The 18,079-nt window shown below is 62.7% G+C and carries 28 protein-coding genes and 1 pseudogene; 10 read left to right on the plus strand and 19 right to left on the minus strand.

The features are described from left to right. From ACUXUR_RS24765 to ACUXUR_RS24850, 18 genes and pseudogenes are all read right to left on the minus strand, one after another. A pseudogene (locus ACUXUR_RS24765) lies at window positions 1-523 on the minus strand (hypothetical protein); the annotation flags it as partial. 3 nt (window positions 524-526) lie between these two features. Next, window positions 527-1,138, minus strand: coding sequence for a phage connector family protein (locus tag ACUXUR_RS24770; protein WP_445505011.1), 612 nt, complete (start codon window positions 1,136-1,138; stop codon window positions 527-529). 76 nt (window positions 1,139-1,214) lie between these two features. After that, window positions 1,215-1,592: a hypothetical protein gene (locus ACUXUR_RS24775; protein ID WP_445505012.1), complete on the minus strand. Its 378-nt coding sequence runs from the start codon at window positions 1,590-1,592 to the stop codon at window positions 1,215-1,217. A 43-nt stretch (window positions 1,593-1,635) separates the two neighbouring features. Continuing rightward, entirely contained in the window at window positions 1,636-2,046 is a 411-nt protein-coding gene (locus ACUXUR_RS24780) for a Bbp16 family capsid cement protein (protein WP_445505013.1), read from the minus strand. 58 nt (window positions 2,047-2,104) lie between these two features. Further along, window positions 2,105-3,127 carry a major capsid protein gene (locus ACUXUR_RS24785; RefSeq protein ID WP_445505014.1) on the minus strand — a complete coding sequence of 341 codons (1,023 nt, stop codon included), beginning with the start codon at window positions 3,125-3,127 and terminating at the stop codon, window positions 2,105-2,107. 69 nt (window positions 3,128-3,196) lie between these two features. Next, window positions 3,197-3,964 carry a hypothetical protein gene (locus ACUXUR_RS24790; RefSeq protein WP_445505015.1) on the minus strand — a complete coding sequence of 256 codons (768 nt, stop codon included), beginning with the start codon at window positions 3,962-3,964 and terminating at the stop codon, window positions 3,197-3,199. After that, on the minus strand, window positions 3,961-4,311 hold the full coding sequence (locus ACUXUR_RS24795) for a Bbp19 family protein (protein ID WP_445505016.1): 351 nt from the start codon (window positions 4,309-4,311) through the stop codon (window positions 3,961-3,963). The genes ACUXUR_RS24790 and ACUXUR_RS24795 overlap by 4 nt, the downstream gene beginning before the upstream one ends. Beyond that, complete coding sequence (locus tag ACUXUR_RS24800; protein ID WP_445505017.1) at window positions 4,308-6,023, minus strand: portal protein; 1,716 nt, start codon at window positions 6,021-6,023, stop codon at window positions 4,308-4,310. The genes ACUXUR_RS24795 and ACUXUR_RS24800 overlap by 4 nt, the downstream gene beginning before the upstream one ends. 3 nt (window positions 6,024-6,026) lie before the next feature. After that, on the minus strand, window positions 6,027-6,242 hold the full coding sequence (locus tag ACUXUR_RS24805; protein ID WP_445505018.1) for a hypothetical protein: 216 nt from the start codon (window positions 6,240-6,242) through the stop codon (window positions 6,027-6,029). 10 nt (window positions 6,243-6,252) lie between these two features. Further along, window positions 6,253-7,773, minus strand: coding sequence for a terminase (locus ACUXUR_RS24810; protein ID WP_445505019.1), 1,521 nt, complete (start codon window positions 7,771-7,773; stop codon window positions 6,253-6,255). A 139-nt stretch (window positions 7,774-7,912) separates the two neighbouring features. Continuing rightward, complete coding sequence (locus ACUXUR_RS24815) at window positions 7,913-8,110, minus strand: hypothetical protein (protein WP_445505020.1); 198 nt, start codon at window positions 8,108-8,110, stop codon at window positions 7,913-7,915. Between the two features lie 26 nt (window positions 8,111-8,136). Next, complete coding sequence (locus ACUXUR_RS24820) at window positions 8,137-8,406, minus strand: Acb2/Tad1 domain-containing protein (protein ID WP_445505021.1); 270 nt, start codon at window positions 8,404-8,406, stop codon at window positions 8,137-8,139. After that, complete coding sequence (locus ACUXUR_RS24825; protein ID WP_445505022.1) at window positions 8,403-8,642, minus strand: hypothetical protein; 240 nt, start codon at window positions 8,640-8,642, stop codon at window positions 8,403-8,405. The genes ACUXUR_RS24820 and ACUXUR_RS24825 overlap by 4 nt, the downstream gene beginning before the upstream one ends. Then, complete coding sequence (locus ACUXUR_RS24830; protein ID WP_445505023.1) at window positions 8,639-8,791, minus strand: hypothetical protein; 153 nt, start codon at window positions 8,789-8,791, stop codon at window positions 8,639-8,641. Before ACUXUR_RS24830 ends, ACUXUR_RS24825 begins: the two co-directional genes overlap by 4 nt. Beyond that, window positions 8,788-9,060 (minus strand): hypothetical protein, encoded by a 273-nt coding sequence (locus tag ACUXUR_RS24835; RefSeq protein ID WP_445505024.1) that lies wholly within the window; start codon window positions 9,058-9,060, stop codon window positions 8,788-8,790. Before ACUXUR_RS24835 ends, ACUXUR_RS24830 begins: the two co-directional genes overlap by 4 nt. Then, a complete protein-coding gene (locus ACUXUR_RS24840) occupies window positions 9,050-9,271 on the minus strand; it encodes a hypothetical protein (protein WP_445505025.1) in 222 nt (73 codons plus the stop codon). The genes ACUXUR_RS24835 and ACUXUR_RS24840 overlap by 11 nt, the downstream gene beginning before the upstream one ends. Further along, a complete protein-coding gene (locus tag ACUXUR_RS24845; protein WP_445505026.1) occupies window positions 9,261-9,608 on the minus strand; it encodes a hypothetical protein in 348 nt (115 codons plus the stop codon). Before ACUXUR_RS24845 ends, ACUXUR_RS24840 begins: the two co-directional genes overlap by 11 nt. Further along, window positions 9,605-10,042, minus strand: coding sequence for a terminase small subunit (locus ACUXUR_RS24850; protein ID WP_445505027.1), 438 nt, complete (start codon window positions 10,040-10,042; stop codon window positions 9,605-9,607). The genes ACUXUR_RS24845 and ACUXUR_RS24850 overlap by 4 nt, the downstream gene beginning before the upstream one ends. A gap of 696 nt (window positions 10,043-10,738) precedes the next feature. Between ACUXUR_RS24850 and ACUXUR_RS24855 the strand changes: the two genes are divergently transcribed. The 10 genes from ACUXUR_RS24855 (at window position 10,739) to ACUXUR_RS24900 (ending at window position 17,591) form a co-directional block, all read left to right on the plus strand. Further along, the gene (locus tag ACUXUR_RS24855; RefSeq protein WP_445505028.1) at window positions 10,739-11,152 is read left to right on the plus strand and encodes a helix-turn-helix domain-containing protein; all 414 of its coding nucleotides are present in this window, start codon (window positions 10,739-10,741) and stop codon (window positions 11,150-11,152) included. A 149-nt stretch (window positions 11,153-11,301) separates the two neighbouring features. Then, entirely contained in the window at window positions 11,302-11,481 is a 180-nt protein-coding gene (locus ACUXUR_RS24860) for a hypothetical protein (RefSeq protein ID WP_445505029.1), read from the plus strand. A gap of 4 nt (window positions 11,482-11,485) precedes the next feature. After that, window positions 11,486-11,767, plus strand: coding sequence for a hypothetical protein (locus tag ACUXUR_RS24865; protein WP_445505030.1), 282 nt, complete (start codon window positions 11,486-11,488; stop codon window positions 11,765-11,767). Next, on the plus strand, window positions 11,764-11,985 hold the full coding sequence (locus ACUXUR_RS24870) for a hypothetical protein (protein WP_445505031.1): 222 nt from the start codon (window positions 11,764-11,766) through the stop codon (window positions 11,983-11,985). Before ACUXUR_RS24865 ends, ACUXUR_RS24870 begins: the two co-directional genes overlap by 4 nt. Continuing rightward, window positions 11,978-12,214 (plus strand): hypothetical protein, encoded by a 237-nt coding sequence (locus tag ACUXUR_RS24875; RefSeq protein WP_445505032.1) that lies wholly within the window; start codon window positions 11,978-11,980, stop codon window positions 12,212-12,214. The genes ACUXUR_RS24870 and ACUXUR_RS24875 overlap by 8 nt, the downstream gene beginning before the upstream one ends. Window positions 12,215-12,403: 189 nt before the next feature. Then, complete coding sequence (locus ACUXUR_RS24880) at window positions 12,404-13,057, plus strand: hypothetical protein (RefSeq protein ID WP_445505033.1); 654 nt, start codon at window positions 12,404-12,406, stop codon at window positions 13,055-13,057. Beyond that, window positions 13,050-13,724, plus strand: coding sequence for a hypothetical protein (locus ACUXUR_RS24885; protein ID WP_445505034.1), 675 nt, complete (start codon window positions 13,050-13,052; stop codon window positions 13,722-13,724). Before ACUXUR_RS24880 ends, ACUXUR_RS24885 begins: the two co-directional genes overlap by 8 nt. Beyond that, window positions 13,721-14,242, plus strand: a complete 522-nt coding sequence (locus ACUXUR_RS24890; protein ID WP_445505035.1) for a hypothetical protein — start codon at window positions 13,721-13,723, stop codon at window positions 14,240-14,242. The genes ACUXUR_RS24885 and ACUXUR_RS24890 overlap by 4 nt, the downstream gene beginning before the upstream one ends. A gap of 267 nt (window positions 14,243-14,509) precedes the next feature. Further along, a complete protein-coding gene (locus ACUXUR_RS24895; RefSeq protein ID WP_445505036.1) occupies window positions 14,510-17,050 on the plus strand; it encodes a virulence-associated E family protein in 2,541 nt (846 codons plus the stop codon). Between the two features lie 208 nt (window positions 17,051-17,258). Beyond that, entirely contained in the window at window positions 17,259-17,591 is a 333-nt protein-coding gene (locus ACUXUR_RS24900) for a hypothetical protein (RefSeq protein WP_445505037.1), read from the plus strand. Window positions 17,592-17,841: 250 nt separating this feature from the next. Here ACUXUR_RS24900 and ACUXUR_RS24905 read toward each other — a convergent pair whose 3' ends face one another. Next, window positions 17,842-18,063 carry a hypothetical protein gene (locus tag ACUXUR_RS24905; RefSeq protein WP_445505038.1) on the minus strand — a complete coding sequence of 74 codons (222 nt, stop codon included), beginning with the start codon at window positions 18,061-18,063 and terminating at the stop codon, window positions 17,842-17,844. Window positions 18,064-18,079 lie beyond the last annotated feature (16 nt).

Genomic DNA, 18,079 nt, shown 5'->3' on the forward strand with positions numbered 1-18,079 from the left:
TGCCCGGCACCACGCTCGTGATCGAAGGCCCGCCCGTGGGTGCCGCGAAGGTGAGCACCGTCACGCGCCAGTCGTCGTGATTGTAGCGCGCGATTTCCCGCGGGGCATAGAGTTCGTGCGTGATGGTCAGAACGTCGTTCGACTGCTCGATGACCAGCCCCTGCAGCGCGCTTGCCGAATAGGGCAGCGCAAGCTCGAAGGGATTGCCCGCATTGGCGCCGGAGGTGTAGGCCACCAGCGCGCCGTTGCGGTAGACCCGCATGTACAGATGCCCGAATTCGAGGATGTAGGAATCGTTGCTCGACGCCTGGAACGGGACCAGCCGCGGGCGCTGCGCCTCGTTGCCGACCGTGCCGACATAGGCCAGACCCGGCCGGTTCGAGACGCCGCCATGCGGATGGATCAGCCAGTTTTTCAGCGTCTTCACGCCCGTGCGGTATTTGGCGAGATCGACGCGCGCATGCAGCGAGGGCGCGAGCTCGCCCGCCGTAAACGAGGCCTGAGAGTTTTTCACGAGGCTCATGCGCTACCCTCTCGCCTGGACCCAGTCGGGCGCGACATCGGCGGTAAGCGCCGCACGGCCCTGATTGCCGACGCTCACGGCCGCCTGCTCGATCGTCTTCTCGAACAGCTTTTCCGCCTTGTCGCGCTTGCTTTCGCTCTTGGTCAGCGGCATGGCGAGATACTGCGCGAGCTTCGCCGCGACGGCCGCCACGAACAGCGGCGAGAAGGACGGCACTGAGGTTTCGCGGCGGGTGTAGACGACCACGCCGCCGGACTTGTCGGTGTGGATGAGCCGCAGGGAATCCCCGTTATCCGTCGTCACGACCGAGATCGTGAATTCCGGCGAGACCTCGCTTTTCAGGTCGCGCGCGATACCGCGCACCGCAATCGCATCGGACGGCACCGCATAGGCATAAGAATAGCCCGGCACGATGTCGACGCCATCGGGAGACACGCCGCGCGCATAGGTGCGGGCGAACGGCCAGTCGAAGGCCTCGAGAGATTCGTCGAGCGCCTGCGCATAGAAGCGGTTGCACTCGGTCGCTTCCGTCGAGCGTTCCGTCATCGACTGGATGCGCTTGTCGCCTATGATCCCCAGCGCCAGGTTGCAGATATCGACATCGACGGACGCCATGATGACCCCTTGATATGAGAACGGGGAGCGCGAGGCCCCCCGTTGCTTCGCGCCTACGCGAGACTTGAAACGGCGCTTATTTCAGAACTTCCATGTGCGGGCCCTTGGGGCCCGAATAGTCCTCGATCACCGCGCCCGCGTCATAGAGCACGTCACCGATATAGGCCTTTTCCGTGAGGCGGATCTTGGCGCCCTTGAGCTGCTCGTGCTTCGCGGGCTCCACCTTCACCATGGCGGGAGGAGCGGGAGCGAAGATCGGAGCAGGCTCAGGCGCACCCTTGGCCGTGTTGTCCACGGTCGAGTTGCCCGAGATCCCCGCATCGGCCGGCAGCACGTCGCCGCCGTCATAGGTCTGCGGGTTGGAGGGACGCGGCGTCGGATCGTCCGCAACGGAGGCGCGCACGTCGCCCTCGTTCACGTCGTCGCGCGTGGTGTCTTGTGGTTTACGTGCCATTTATCGGCTCCTTGTGACTGTCCCCTTGTGCAAAGGCGGCCTGTTAGCCGCCGATCTGCTGGGCGGCAGCGCCGCGAGCCGAGATAGTGCCGGCCGTGAACGGGCCCGTGGCGACGACATAATTGATGTCGACATACCGCTTGGTGTTCACCGGCAGCGTCGGGTAATAGGCCACGTCCTTGCCGGCCGCGAGATCGGCCACGGCGATGTCCTGCGACTGCTCGATGACGGTCGCGCCGCTCATGTCCGCGGAATCCGAGGTGCGGATCTGGATCGTGAGCGTTGCGGCACCCGCAGCGGCGAACGTGGTGCCGACCGTGAACTCGATCGGCAGATGGCCGGAGCCAGACATGCCGCGGCCGTTCTTGGGCCCGAGATCGACGACATTGGTGGACGGCGCAGTGACGGTGATCGCCTGCGCGTTCGAGAATTCAAGCTGCTTATCAAGGATCATTTCAAAACCTCACCGATCCAGGAGAACGGGAGAGGCCGGCGAACCGGCCCCGCTGTTATCAGACGACGCGCGCCTCAGTGTTGAGGAGCGTATCGGCCAGACGGAGAGGAATGCCGTTGATGGCAGTCACCGGCTTGCCGTAGATCGTTTCCGTCGTGATGTTGTTGGCGATCTTCTCCTGCTGGGCGCGACGGAGCAGAGCGCGAACGGTGCGGTTGCCGTACCAGGCCGCGCGCGGCATGCCGGCCTCGGTCGCCGTGCCGGGGATGCGGTAGACGCGCTCCTCGGCGTCGATGATGTAGTTCAGCAGGCCCTTGAGATAGGTCATGTCCGTGCGGGCCAGCCCCACGTCGATGTTGGCGATACGCACCGCATAGCGCCAGTCGCGGACGGTCAGGCCGAGATCCCACTTGAAGTGATCGCGATAGCCTTCGTAGTTGTTGCCGCTGGCGTCCTGCAGCGTCACCTGGCCCTTGTCGTTGCGCGAAAGACCGGCCTTCGAGCCCTTGGGATAGATGCCGTGCACGGACTGATCGCCCCACACGACGAGCCACAGCGACGTGTTGGTGGCGCCCGTGCCGCCCGCATCGACGATGTTGGATCCCGATTGCGTGGCGTCCGTGGAGATCTTGGAGAAGCGCGGAGCAAGGCCGAGATAACGCTCCGGGTTCACGTCGGTGTTGCCGTACCAGAGTGTCGTGGCCGCAGCCTGTGACATGCTCTCCAGGAAGGGCTGCGCCTCGGAATCGCGGAAGGCGGCGACGTTGCCGGACATATCGGCCAGCGACTTGTCGACCTCGGCGTAGGCCTCGAGCATGCCGACCGTATCCTGCACGGGCGCGGTCTGGCTCTTGGACTTCGGCACGCCGTAGTTGAGCATGCGCCATGCGACGGACGGAAGGCCGGTGCGAATAACCGTCTTGTGGACGATGCCGCCGTTGGCCTCCTTGAACATCATGTCGTCAAGGACTTCGTTCGCCTGGTTCAGCGTCTCGATGATGGTGCTTTCGACTTTTCCGTCAGCGCCGAACCGCGCCTTGAGATCCGCCAATGTCAGAACCTGGGTTCCGATCAGTGCCATTTGGGTACTCCTACACTAACAAATCGGCGGATCATATGACGCCGAATATGGGCGTTGAAATGTTTAACCTTATTTTGCATCCCCGTAAAGGATTTCAGCGCGGCTTAATTGGTTTCCCACATTTGAGTTGCCGCCGCGTTCCGTGGTGGCGGTGCCGAGCGCCTTGCCGACATTGACCATGAACCGCACGAACTCGGGATGGTTACCCCAGCCGAACTGACGCGCCGCCTCCCCGAGCTTGGGTCCGCCGAATTCCGCCAGCGCCCGATTGGCAACCGCCATATTCTGATCGTAATTGGCCCCGCCATATTCGGGATCGTTCTTCGTCTCTTCGCCCCAGGCCGTGACCTGATCGGTCCAGGCCTTGACCTGCCGCTGCATCACGTCCGCATGAAAATCGACCAGCTTCTGCGCCAGCTCCGGCGGCACCTTGTTCTCCAGCGCGAACGCTGTGAACTGCTCCGCCTGCGCCGGATCGGCCTCCGCCCCATCGGGCAGCTTGAACGCGTAATCCTCGGGCTTGAAGGCGAACGCCTCGTCGTCCTTCTTCTCGCCGTCCTTTACCTCGCCCTCGCCAGCCTTCTTTTCAGCACCGCCCTCTGCGGCCGGATCGGCTTGCCCTGACGGCGGTGCACCTTCGCCTGAACCGCTTTCGCCTGCTCCCGGCACGGTGCCGTCGACCGCGACCTTGGGCGCGTCACCTGCTGCACCTCCAGCGCCGGCAGCATTGCCGCCAGCATCAGCGCCAGCCGCAGCTGCGCCGTCACCAGAACCGCCCCCATCCACGCCCTCCGCTTCGAGCAAAGCCCGCAACTGCATCCACTTCATAAACATCATCGTCCTCCTTGTTCGTCCGCCTTGGCGTCCTGTTCGGCCAGGAGCTTGCGGCTCGATTCAATTGCCGTCTGTTCGTCGAGAGCCTCGCGCAGCATGGCGAGGTAGGAGCCCGGCACGTCCGTCTCGATGCGCTCCAGAAGTTCAATCCCGACCCAGCGCCGCCCCTCGTTGTGCGCCGTGGTGAGCGGGTCGCCCGTGAAGGCGCGGCCATAGACCTGGGACGAGGAGAGGATCGACCAGATGAAGCGGCGGCCTTCCGCCGTGCCGATCACCTTGCGCAGGTCCTCACGGTCGCGGGCTTCCTGTTCGGCGGCCAGTTTCCGGTTGAACTCGTCAAGTTGGCTCATTGGTTGATGCCCAAGACCTGATCGAGGATGGAACCGCCGTCAGAGGTGCGCGCTTCCGACAGCACCTTGGCGGACTGCGCGGCGGCCGGCATGGCGGCAGCGGCCTGCGCCTGTTGGGCGGCGGCGGCGTTGGCGGCGCGGATCTCCTTCACCGCATCGTCGGAGCGCACGAGGGCCGGAGGCGTGCCGAGTGAATCCGAATACTCGTCAATGGCCTGATCGAAATCGACCTTATCCAGAACATCCGGACGCGCGGCCGCGAGATTGCCGACGAACCCGACCAGGCGTTCGATACCACCGACAGCGACGGCTTTCTGGGCCTGCGCCAGGATGGAGATGAACTCCACCTTGAGCTCGACGCCCTGAACCTCCTTTGGCGGCGGCGGCAGAATCTTGGCTTCCGCGCACCAGTGGAACAGGTTGTCGATGACGATGTTCAGATCTTCGCCGTGCACGCTCTCCAGCACCGGGCCGAGCTGCAGCAGCTTCTCTTCATGCCGCTCGTCGATCTCGCGCGCCGTGATCTCGCGGCGGTCGGACTGGGCCAGCATGAGAAAAAGGTCGGAGAAGTAGGCCCGGTGAATGCGGTCGGTGTGGCCGTCGATCTCGCCGCGCACGGCCGTGATGCCCTGCGCCGACTGCTCGTAGATCGGACGGATCGCCGGCCCGCCTTGCGCCGTGACCTGCGGCAGGATCGTGGTCCCACCCGGCAGATGGTTGACGTTGCCGGCTGCAACACCCGCCGGTGCCTGCGTCGGAGGCGTCACCAGCTTGTCGATCGCCTGCGCCTTGCGCCGCTCCAACACCTGCACGCCCTTGGCGTCCGGCAGGGCCATGAAGCCGCAGCCCGTGCCGTACACCTCACCGGACTGAACATCCCAGCGCGGTGAGGCGACAGGCCAGATCGGGTAGCCCTTGAACGACAGGAGCTTGTCGGCGGAACTGTTGACCTCGTAATAGACGCACACATACGGCATGCCGAGCGGACCCTTCAGCCCGCGCACCTGCTGCATGTTCGGCTCGATCACATGGACGATATCGACCAGTTCGTCGTAGGCGCCGCGGTCGTAGCGGTCGCGCACGTAGGACGAGCAGTTTTCCAGGCCGAACCGCTCCACCACCTGAAACACGGTCATGGAGAATTCGCGGTAGAGCGTATTCACCCGGTCCTTGTGGTCAGTCGCGAGGCAATACTGACCCGGCGGGATAACGGTGAACCGCACAACATCGTCATAGTCGGGATCGATGATCGTGACGGCCGTTCCGAAATCGGCCACGTCCGGATAAACCTGCTTGCGCGAGGCGTAGAAGTTCGAGACGGACAGGATGTAGCGGAACAGGCTCGTGACTTCATAGAGCCATTGCTTGACGCTTGAGAATTCGGCCAGGGCCGGATCGGGCGTCGTCAACCGGAACCATGGGCGGGCCTGAGAAGAGATGCCGCTCATCATGCCGTTGCCGCAGGTGCGGCTGGCGAACATGGCCTCGTTCTGCAACAGCGCATTCTGCGACCGGCGCTTGCGCTGTTCCTCGCGCGTGAACAACCCGCGCCGAGGCCGGATGTAGGTCGAAATCTCTTTCCAGTCCTCAACGTGGTAATCCCGCTCCTGCCGCAGCATGGCGAGCCGCTTGGCGAACGGTTCTTTCGGCCGGTCGGTCAACACGAACCGAGGCTTTAGGAGCGGCTTGGGCTTATCCCCGAGCGTTGCCATGGGCTACTGTCCCAGGAGCGTTTTCGCGCCGCCATAGAGGGAGGTTCCCGCCGACACCGAAGGCTCCGCCCGGATCGTCGAGGCGGCACCGGAAGAGGCCCGAGCCCGGCGCGCGGCGTCGTCGCGGACGCGGCTGACATCCGCATCGTTGAACTTGGCCGGTTCAGGGGCGGCGCTGGGCAGCTTCGGCGGTGTCATCTTTGGCGTCGAAAAACACATCTGACATATCCTAGCGCAAATTTCGCATCGGATCATAGTCAACGGTTGCGTTTATGTCACTAGATATTCCCGCGAATTCACGGCGAGTTTTGGCCGGGTCTCTGGGCCCGACCGGGATCGCGTAGGTCATGGCCAGCGCGTCGGCATTGTCCGGGGAGGCCTCGCCCCTCTCCTTCATGAGCTTCTTGCTTTCCAGGACAATGGCGTTCTTGGCGTCGAATGAGTATTCGCGCGCCGTCAGGTCGCTTTCGAGTTCCGGGTCGTCGTCGATGGCGAGGCCCGATTGCAGGCCCTCGCGCATCTTGCCCCAGGCGTAGGCGTTCCAGTCGTGATAGGCCCCGTCCATCACCGGCACGGAGGAGCCGCCGTTGAACTCGATCAGGTTGAGGGAGTTGTGCGGGTCGAGTTGCCGGATACGATCGACCACGCCGCCGCCCACGCCCACGCCGTCGACGATCAGGGCATCGACCATGTGCTCGCGCCCGAGCTCAAAAGCCTTGGCCGCAATCTGCATGGTGTCCAGCTTGACGAACTTCACCGGCTTGATCGACTTCGCGTCCCGGCCGCGGCGGATGCGGATCACCGACTTGTCGTCACCGAACCGGGCCACGTCCACCGCCATGATGATCGGATCGGTCGCCGTATACACGACTTCACGCTTTTGCGCCGCCTTCACCACGTCGCGCGCAATGAACTGGTTCGACGACTGGCTGGGGAACTGGCCGAGGATGCGGACCTTTACGAAATCGCTGTCGAGGCCGTAGTCGTCGATCCAGGCCTGCAGCGTCTTCTTGTTCGTCATCTTGGCCGTGCGGCTGTCGATCTGGAACGTCTTGAAGCGGTGCCGCAGCTTGTGGAAGGTCTCGTAGAAAAAGCCCGTGTTCTTGGTCGGGTTGCCGAAGAGGAACTGCATCGGCTCGCCGTCCGTCAGGCCGCCTTCCGCCACCTCGAAGATCGCCCGGGGGATCGCGCTGGCCTCGTCGAACAGATACCACGGCGTCGAGCCCGCATTGTGCAGACCGGCGAAGGCCTCCGCGTTGTGCTCGAGCCACGCCATGGCATCAATGCGCCAGGTCTCCGGGTGCTGCTTGTGGGTGCAGCGCAGGTTGCCCTTGGAGGTGGACACGTCCCACCAATGGGCGGCGATGGACCGCTTGCGCCACTTGGCGAATTCGGCCCAGGTCTTGGTCTGGAGCTGCGGCGCCGTGTTGGCCGTCCAGATCCCCTTGGAGTGTGGCCGCGTGTCGAGCACGAAGCAGCCGAGGAACGAGGACAGGGCCGACTTGCCGATGCCGTGGCCCGAGGCCGTGGAGAACCGGATCGGCTCAACCGGGGTGACGCCATCGAAGCCGCGCGCCCGGATCTCCTGCCCGAGCTCCTTCAGGAATCCGGCCTGCCATTGGTCGGGCCCGTCATAGTCCGCCAGTTCGCCTTCACCCCACGGGAAGGCATACATGACATAGCCGAGCGGGTCGTCGTAGAGTTCCGCGAAGTCTTCAACGAGGGCGGCGTCGAGCTCTGATGTAGTCATCCCCGAGCACCCGCTTCAACCGCCGATGCTCGTACAGCCAGAACGCCAGCCCGAGAGCCACATACACCGCGAACCCGATCCACTCGGCCATGACGCCCCTCCCATTGCAGGAAGAGCGTCTTAGCATGGAATGGCCGCATCACGATACTGGCCCCACGACCTGATCGGCCGCCGCAATCGCCACGCGCGCAGCGACCCGGCAGGCTTCGATGAAGTCCGCCTCCTCCTCCATGGTCGTGGCTTCCAGCCATTCCTGCTCAGACAGTACGATGCCGCCGAGGCTTTGAATGATCGCCCGCGCCACATGGTCAACCCGCGCCTGTTCCCTGTCCGTCATCCGTATGCCCTCCGGATTTCCTGGTGCTACTTGTCTTCAGGCAGGGAGACGCGACCGGGCTGGAAGATGGAGCGGATCGCCCACATGAAGCCCTGCTGGATGTTCGTACGGCCGAGCGCGACCATACGTTGGTCGATATCCACCGCCTCACTCGTGGCCGCGGGCGGTATGCGCTGAAGCCTGTCGAGATAGCGCAACACCCGTTCCTCCAGCGCCTTGCCCTCATTCGCCAAGTCAATGGCCGCTTGCTTCTGCGGCTTGTAGCCGGATACCGGCATCGGCTTATGGTCCGTCATGTGTAGGCCCTCCTAATCTCTTGCCTGATCTTCTGCCTGGCCTGGTTGGCCGCTGCGTCCTCGTCGCGAGGCGTGCACGGCAGGCCGATATGGTAGATACGCCCGTTGTGCCGCCACTCGAGGCGCAAGTGTTTGGTTTTGGTCAGGATCCCCGTCAGCCCGAGCTGCGCCAGGTATTCGACAGCAGCAACGGCGTGCTTGCCGATATGGCGCGGGTTGATGGGGTCGGTTCTCATGATCGCGCCACCACCCAGGCATTGAGCAGGGATGTCCAGACCGGCAGGAACGTGCGCCACAGCCGATAGGACCGCAGGAAGCGGATCGGGAACGGGCGCCTGCGAATCTCAGCGGCGCTGTAGACGCCCTGACTCGCCCAGTCGCTCACTGCAGCACCGCCTTTTCGGTCCCGGCGCGATGGTCGGGACGGAGCAGCGCCGCGTCGGACACGTTCGAGCCCAGCGGCACGGTCCATTCCTGCTCGTACAACTGGAACCGCACGAACGCCGCCGCCTGCTGCGCCATCTCAGGCAGGACGGTGCCGCCGCTCGCGTTCTCATAGCCGGCGATGTCGACCATCAGGAACGCGTCGGGCGTTTCCACCAGCAGGTCGTGCGTCTCGAAGCAGATCGAGACCACGCGGAACTCAGGCGTCATGGTGAAAATCCATCAGTCGCGCGATCTCGCTCTCGGTGAGAGGGTGCCCGCGATACCACTCGATCTCCTTGCGGACATGCGGCAGGAACTGGTTGCTGCTCCCGTCCCAGATCCCGTGACGGTAGTTCATGCGCCCGTACCAGATCAGGGAGAGCGGCCACAGAAAGACCGCGACCCAGAAGAACACCTCGAGCAGGAACTCAGGCTGCATGGCGCATCTCCCTTGCCTGCGCCCGGAGAGCATCCTTGGTCACGCGCCAGACGCTTTGACGGGTCACGCCCATGCGGTAGGCCACGACCCCGAGCGGGATCCCCTGCAGGCGCAGCTCCAGCGCCTTGGCATGGTCGAAGTAGGGAGGGCACCCCATGCGCACGGGCACTTTCCGCTCGACATCCTGGACATGATAGTAGATCGCCGGACGGCTCACGCCGTACTCGCCCGCAAGGTCGTTGATGTTGGCACCGTTGGCCCAGGCCTCGCGGATCCGGCGAATGGCCTGATTGTTCAATTTGTTCGGCGTATGCCGATCGTGATCCGAAAAATTCACGACTGATTTTCCCCGTCAGTATCGCCGGACATATCTTCCGACGTATTACGCATTCTAGCTCTCCTCCGGGCTGCCTGTAAAGCGGTACCTATGTCGAGGGATCCGGATACCTCCGTTTTGTCGACCAGAAGCCCGTTCAGTTTTGCCTTGCCCATGATGGCGGAGACGAAGGCGGCCGGCGCCATGCAGGTCCGGGCGAATTCCATGGCCTCGTTCAGCTCGTCCGTGATGCTCTCCACGGTCACGACGGTTTTCTTGGCCGCCTGCTGCTGGAGTTCGAGCACCCTGGCCCTTACCCGTTCATTCCCGCTCAGCCTGGCCGAGTTGGAATCGTTCTCCGCATAGCCAGCCTCGACATAGGCGCGTGAGGCCGGGAGGCCCTTGGCGAGGGCTTGGGCGAAGCGTTCATGTCTTGGATTGTCGAGAATGGGCACGCTTTTGTTCCGCAGAAAAAGGTCCTGCAAACTACCACGGCATATTTCAAAAAAAAAGCGGCTCCATAGTGGGCCGCTGTAAGTTCCGGTTCGGGAGGAAATGAACCGGGCAGAAGGAAAAAGCAGATCAGCAAATCTGCGCGCCGGATATTACATGGATTCCGGTGGGAATAAAGCCCAGGCGGCTCACAATGCCGTCATGCCGCATCCGAAATTCTACTTAAGTCACAGGCATTTATCGTTCGCCATATGTCAACGGCCACGCTTCTAGAGCCTTCGGTCTAGGCCATCTGGCCGAGGCTGCTGTTCCCTGTTCCCTGTTCCCCCTGTTCCGGCCCTTTTCCCTATATATACCATTTAACCCCCTAATCGGTATAGTATTACTATATAGGCTTATATTCTGTATAATACCTATAACTCTTACTATCTAAGGGGGAATGGGGGAACAGTAGTATATATAAGAGCTAAGCTATTGAGTTTTATTATGATTTTCTGTTCCTACTTCTGTTCCCACTCTTACCGAGACCCAGAACAGAAAATTCCCAACCGTTTGATATCCCAAGGGTTTTTCTGTTCCTAGACTGATTGAGTCCCGTTTTGGGCAGGAACAGCCTTGCCTATCAAATGGGGTTGAAGTAGTGTTGGCAAATTCAACATCTAACGTGGTTAAAGTAGTTAAACAGGAGGAACAGGCCCATGAACGACCACCCCTATGAGGAGCAGGAAGACCGAAACGCGGCCATTGTGCGCGCCAGAGCAGAGGGAGCGACGCTCCAATCTCTCTCCGATATGTACGGTGTCAGCGTGACCCGCATTTCCCGGATCATTCAACGGCACAAGGAGCGGGAGGCGTCGCGGCAGGTTCGCCGGCTTCTCTCCGGCACCCCTCCGGATGTGCGCGATCTCCCCGCCGAACGTGTACAGATGATGTATGACGCCTTGGCCGCCATTGCCGGGAATCGGCTTGACCTTCAGGATCTGGCGCGCGAATGGGGAATCGATGGGTCGAACTCGACAGGGCACTTGATCAGGGTCCTGGCCAAGGCCGCCCTGCACCGCCCCCTCGATCCCAGCCCGCCCCCCACCGACGGCAGCGAAGACATCATCTAACCCCAGCCCCGCCAGCGAGCGGGGTTTTTCATGCCCGCATGGTCTCGACATTTTCGCCAACATATTTTGCGTAATATGCGTTGACATATGGCGAACGTTTCGCCTAAATTTATTCCCGTTGGTTACACCACTCACGACGGGAAAACGTGATGACAAAAGTTCAGACAAAGCGTCGGCTCTATGTGAAGCTGAATTCCATCCTCCGGACCGGCCGCGCCGCGACGTGGGCGCGGGATGCCGCCAGCGCCGTGGCCGAGATCCGCTACCGCAAGGCCGACAGCGCGACCCGCTACGCCCTGCGCGTGCAGCTCCTCGAAGCGGCGGAGTAAGGCGATGGCCCAGACAGTTGGCGAAGCCCTGCTGCCGGCACTGCAGCGCATCCTCGATATCGACGCCCGCGAACGCGCGCAGGATCTGGAAGTGATCAACGAATGGCGCGGGATCTACCCGCACAACGACGATGGTATCCTGGCCCATGTGATCCGCAAGCTGGGGATCGAGGGCGCATTCACCGACGAGGCCCTGCTCGTGATGGCGGACGAGTACCGCCGCATGGAGCGCCAGCGCCAGAGAACCCGCGAGCACAACCGCCGGATCTATGAGGCCCAATCGTGAACCGCACCCGCTACAGCATCAGCACCTACCGGGTTGCGCCCGGTCACGAGAACGACGTCGAAACGCGAGCAGGGTTTTACGCCCTGCTCTACAGCCCGACCGGCGAGGAACACGGCCCCATCGGACCGTTCACCACCAAGGCCGAGGCCTACGAGAGCGCCAGCGAATGGGCGCGCGACCTGTCCGACGAGAGCGCCAGGAGGAACAGCCATGACTGAGCCCACCACCACCGACCTCCTGGCCGAGGCCCGCGAGGAATTGCAATGGCGCCGCTGGGTCTACCCCCGCCGCGTCATGGACGGAGTGATGAAGCTCCCCGAGATGCAACGCAAGATCGCACTACAGGAGGCGATCGTCGCGAACCTGCAGGCCCAGGTCGAGCACGAATTCGGCCCCGTCGTGGCCCGCCAGACCGTGAGCCCGTTCGGCCGCAGGAGTGCCCATTGATGAGCACCCGCATGAAACGGTTCGACCAGGCCGCCGAGTTCGTGGCCGCCCTGTCCATCGTGGTCGGCGGCGCGTTCCTGATCGGATGGAGCTCGCTGCTGTGATCCGACCCTGCCACATCAAGCGCCTCGCGGCCTGCATGCTGATTGCGGGCCTGCTGCTGGCGGCAATTTAGAAAGGCCAGAACACATGACCGATTTGAGAACAAGACTGATTGAGTTGAGAGAGAAGGCCACAAAGGGAACGTGGTCTTGGGAAGATGACGGGGACGGCGTGGCAACCGTTTATGCTGGCCGCGTCGATCAGATGGGCGAGTGGAACGGTATTCCCATGTACGCCCACGGGCTGAACCTCTTCGGTCGGCTTGAGCCTGACCGCAACGGCAAGAACAACCTCGATCTGGTTTGCGAACTCGTCAACAACCTAGACACGATCATCGCCGCTCTCCAGCCATCAGGAGAGATGGTAATGGTGCCGAGAGAGCCGACTGAGGAGATGCAGAACGCAGCTCGCGATTGGTCGTACAAGAAGTACGGCAAGCCAATCGGAGGAGAGGCTTCTCGTGAATGCTACCGCGCCATGATTGCCGCCGCCCCCTCCCCTCCAACAAGAGGGAGGGCGACCATGCTTGACGAACTGCGCTTAGCCGAAGATCTCGCCAAGTTGGAACGCATTGAGGCCGAGGCACGGGAAGACTTCAAAGACCCGCAAATCACTTTTGTTGATGTCGCGGCAATCCGGCGCTGCGCAGCACTGTTCGGTGTCACATCGCAGATGGCCTACCTGCGCGCCAAGAGCCTGGGGCTGCTGCCTTATCAGCGGAAGGAGTCCTCCCATGACTAATAATAGGGGAGAGAGGGATTTTGTGCCCTCCGCTTCGCTTGGGAAAGATCAAGGGCAGTCGGAGGCACGCCGCTATGTTGCGCCGCCCACCGTAAACGAACTCAGCACCGTGATCTGTGAAGCGCGGAATGCATGGTTCAGCGGCGACATAGACGACCTTATCGCAATTGCCGTTCACCGTTTCATCACGACGCGCCCCCGAGTCAGCGATGAGCACTCGCAGAGCGAAGACCGCGAGAGCGGGCTGAGTGCGCAGCATGCCAGCGCGGTCGGCAACGCCGAGACGCCCCTTCCCCCTCCCCTCTTCACAGAGGGGGAGGTAGAGGGAGCCCTCAAGGCTCTTGAGCGCATGTTCGATTGGGCCTTTGAGAACAGCGACATTCAGATTGGATCGCCGCTCTATGAGGACGCCAAAGCAGCCCTCACCACCCTCTCACAGCAGGTCAAGTCTCTGACTGCGGAGAACGCCGAACAGCGCATCATGATCGCCTCGCTATCGAAAGAATGCGAGCGGCTTGAGGCTCACTGCGTCTCTCTCCGCAAAGCACTGGAGGAGACGTACATGCTGGCAAGCGCATACGGCCCTGAGAAATCGCCTCCTGATGAACTCGCGATCCTTGATCGTGCCCGCTCCGCTCTCTCCGCACAGGAAGGAGAAGGGGAGTGATGCACAAGCCCAAGAAATACGCGCCGCGCCCGACCCGATCACCGGACGGCCTCAACTGGCGCGACATGCTCAAGCCCGAGGAAAAGGCCCTCGTCGATCGGCACGAGCACCTGATCGGCGCCAATGCGTTCCTGGCGAAATGGCACGATCTGCCACCAGAGATCGCGAAGATCCGCGACCGCTGCACGTCCCGGCTGAACCGCAAGCGCCAGGGCAAGGAGGTCGGACGCGGGCAATCCGGCGCGAACAACCACCGGGCCAGGCTCGACTGGCAGAAGGTGCGCGAGATCCGGGCCAGCGGCGACCGCTACACGGACCTTGCAGCGCGCTATGGCGTCAGCCTGTCCACGATCAAGGACATCCGCCGCGGTCGTCTATGGCCCGAACGCGAGGGCGAAAAGTACCCGCGGTCGACCTGGCTGCGGGTCAGACGATCATGGGAAACGCGGCGCCGGAAAGCGGCAGACGGGCAGGATAACAGCCCGGCTTGCGAATCTTCAAACTTGAGCGCAGCATAAGCGCGGCAATACGACGCTGCTGCGAGGGCCGGCATACCCTCGCGGCGGTGAAAGGACGGGACATCATGGATCAGAACAGACGCGGCTGGACGGCCGCATGCGCCCCCATAGCAACCCCTGCTCCCAGCATTACGCCCGCAATCCACAGGATTGGCGACATAAACAAACGCATATTTGCGGCCTAATAATCCTTGCGGATTACTCCACAAATATGGTCTAAATATTCGCCTTGGCACGGCGACGGGAAATCATAAGGGCGCGGCAATTATGGCCGAGAAATTCGACACCGAACAAATCAAACGCGATAATCCTCTGTCCGGATACCTGATGAAACGCGGTATCGGGCTGGAAAAAGACGGACGGGAGTTTAAAGCCTGCTGTCCGCTCCACACCGAGGACACACCGTCATTCACGGTGTTCCGATCGCGGGAAGGCTTCGAGAAATTCCATTGCTTCGGCTGCGGATCGTTCGGCAACGTGATCGACTTCGTGCAGCAGTATGACGGCGTGGAATTCCCCGAGGCTTGCGAGATCCTGGGCGGCACCCGCGAGGCGCCGACGCGCAACAGACCCGAGCCCAAGCCCGCCGCCGAGACCTTCGACCCCTACGCCGGGTTCTCCGTTCTCTCGCCGCCGGCCGATGCGCCCGCGATGGAAGCAGGCAAGCGCACGCCGCAGCTCCGCAACCCGAAGCGCGAGGACGGCACCGGGCCCAAGTTCGTCACCTACACCCCGGCCCTCGTTCATCCCTACCGTGCCGCAGACGGATCGCTGATCGGCTACGTCCTGCGCGTCGATATCGATCCGGGCCACAAGATCACGCCCTTAATTCTGTGGGCACAGAAAGACGATTTTACGGGCTGGACGCATCACCCGATGCCCGAGCCGCGCCCGCTGTACCGCCTCGAGGACACCGCCGCGCACCCGTCCATGCAATGGCTCGTCACCGAGGGCGAGAAATGCGCCGACGTGGCGGCCGAACTGATCCCGCAGATGGTTTCGGTCTCGTGGCAGGGCGGCGGCAAGGCCTATGCCCGCAGCGACTGGAGCCCGGCCAAGGGCCGCAACGTCGTGGTCTGGATGGACAACGACGACGAGGGCGAGCGCACGACGCTGGGATTCTGGAAGGCGGACGATTGGAAACCCGGTCTCGTCGAGATCCTGCTCCATGCGGGCACCAAGACCGTGAAGGTGATCGGCCGCGACGAGACCAAGCCGAAAGGCTGGGACATTGCCGACGCACACCAGAAGGACGGCTGGGGCACCAAGGAGATCCTCGCCTACGCCAAGGACCGCGCCCGCGTCTGGACCTTGGACGACATTGCCGAGCGCAAACGCTCGCTGAAAGAATCCGCGCCCGCCCCCAAACAAAAGGGCGCGGATACCGGGGAGGTTGTCGCCCCTCCCTCCCCAGTTCCCCCATCGCGCCCGCAGATGCGCGTTCTCCCCGGCGGGCAGGCGCAGCCTGCGGCCATGCAGGCCCGCGCGCCGCAGCCGGAACGGATCGTCGAGCCGGGCGAAGTGCCAGCGATCAAGCGGTACTCGACCGCGCTCGCGATCGACGACACCGTGGACATTCCCCTGCTGTCGCGTTTCGAGATGGACGACAAGGGCAACCCGCGCAAGAAATCGCTGCACAACTACATTGCCGCCTCGCGCTATCACCCGCAGATGATCGGCGTTCTGGCCTGGGACGACTTTTCCGGCCGCATGATGCTGATGCAGCGCCCGCCGTGGATCGCCGGCACCGAGGCCTGGGAGCCGAGGAAGTTCGACGACGACGACGCCCGCCTCGCCTCCGCCTGGTTCTCGCGCGCCGTGGGCCTGCAGCCGAAGGAGGACGAGTGCGGCAAGGCCATGCTCACCGCCGCCAAGGCGAGCCGGATCAACCCGGTGCGCGACTACCTCGACGGACTCGCCTGGGACGGCACCGCCCGGGTCCAGGGCGAGGCCAACCTCGATCCCTGGCTCACCGAATACCTTGGCGCCCGCGCCACCAAGGTCAACCGCGCCTTCGGCATGCGCTGGCTCATCGCCGCCGTGGCCCGTGTGTACGAGCCGGGCTGCAAGGTCGACACCATGCTGATCCTCGAAGGCGGTCAGGGCAAGGGCAAGTCGACCGCGCTTCGCACCCTCGCGACGATCACCGGGCACGACTATTTCACCGACAGCCTGCACGATATCGGATCGACCAACGCCGTGCAGCAGATGCGCGGCAAGTGGATCGCCGAGATCCCGGAACTGGACGCCATGTGGCGCAGCGAGGCCTCGACCATCAAGGCGTTTCTCTCGCGCCAGGTCGACAACATCCGCGTGCCCTATTCCAAGCACGCCGAGGACTTCCCCCGCACCTCGATTCTTGCGGGCACCGTGAACCCCAGCGGGACCGGATACCTGAAGGACGCCACCGGGAACCGCCGCTTTTGGCCCGTGTTCGTGGGCGATATCGACATCAAGCGCCTGGAGCAGGACCGCGAGCAGATTTGGGCCGAGGCCGTGCACCTCTATAAGAGCGGCGTGCAATGGTGGCTCACCGACGAGGAGGAGGTTCTCGCCCGCGTCGAGCAGGAGAAGCGCCAGGAGCAGGAGCCGTGGGCCGACGCGATCGACGAGTTCGTGACCAACCGCGCCCAGGTCCGCATGGAAGAGATCATGCACGCCCTCACCCTGCCGCGCGCGCAGCAGAACCAGAAGGCCATGAACCGGATCGCCGACCACCTGCAGGCGACCGGCTGGAAACGCACCCGCCGCCGCGACAAGGGCCAGTTGAAATATTTCTATGTCCGCGCAGACCAGACGGAGGAATAAGACATGAGCGAGTGGCAACCGATCGAGACCGCGCCGACGCACGAATATATCATAGGCTGGGGGCCACGATGGTTTGAGCCCCGGCAAATGAAGGCGGAGTTTTTCACGCCTGAAGGCCTGCCGAGATGGGAAACCCTTACTGGAGCAGCGCCAGGCCCAACACGGCCCACGCATTGGATGCGCTTTGCAGCTCCGCCAAAACAAAGCAATGACCATCCCCTCACCAATCAGACAGACGATTGATCACCGCGCCGACCGGGTGCCGATCGACGAGCAATGCGCCGAGATGATCGGGATCGTGGCCGAGACCGAGTTCGACCTCCAGCGTCGGATCGGCAACGGCCAGATCACCCCGGCCGAGGCCACGCACAGGCGCCGCCGCCGGCACGCGATCCTCGCCACGCTGAAGTGGTTGCAGGAGAACCGCGACACGGTGCTGCGCGCGCACAAGATGTTGTTGCCGGCTTACGAATTTCCGCAGGATTTAGACACCGTTAACCACGAAGATGTCTTGACCGAGGACGAGGAATCCCTATTGTAGTGACATCCTTGATTTCCCGTCAGGGTATGCCAACAAGACAAGCCCGGTACGCCTCGCGCTGCCGGGTTTGTTCGTTCTGGGGTTCCGATAATCACGCCACGCCCCGACGCCGCAGCTCGGCACTTGCTAAGCCATTGAATTGCAAGCATGGCGGATCCGTACCGGGAGCGAACGGGCGCTTGGCTACGCTCGTCTGGACGGTTCCCGGTGCAGCGGGCACGGTCGCCAGTATGGCGGACTAAATTTCCGTCTAGGCTTCGTCTTTGCCCTCGTCTTTCGGCACAAGGATGAGAGCGTCGCCCCCATCATGGACGGTGATATATCCATGCTCACGGATAGCGCGGGGGATGTTGTCCAGCTTCATCTGGAGACGAAGAGCCTCATCCTCCCAAAACTTCTTTTCGGCCTCTAAGAGGGTCCAAGCCTTACGGCTGTGGGTGTCGTCCTTAATGCTCAAATTCGTGTAGGCCATGTATCTTTTCTCCTAA

The sequence above is a fragment of the Microvirga medicaginis genome (genome assembly GCF_052658925.1).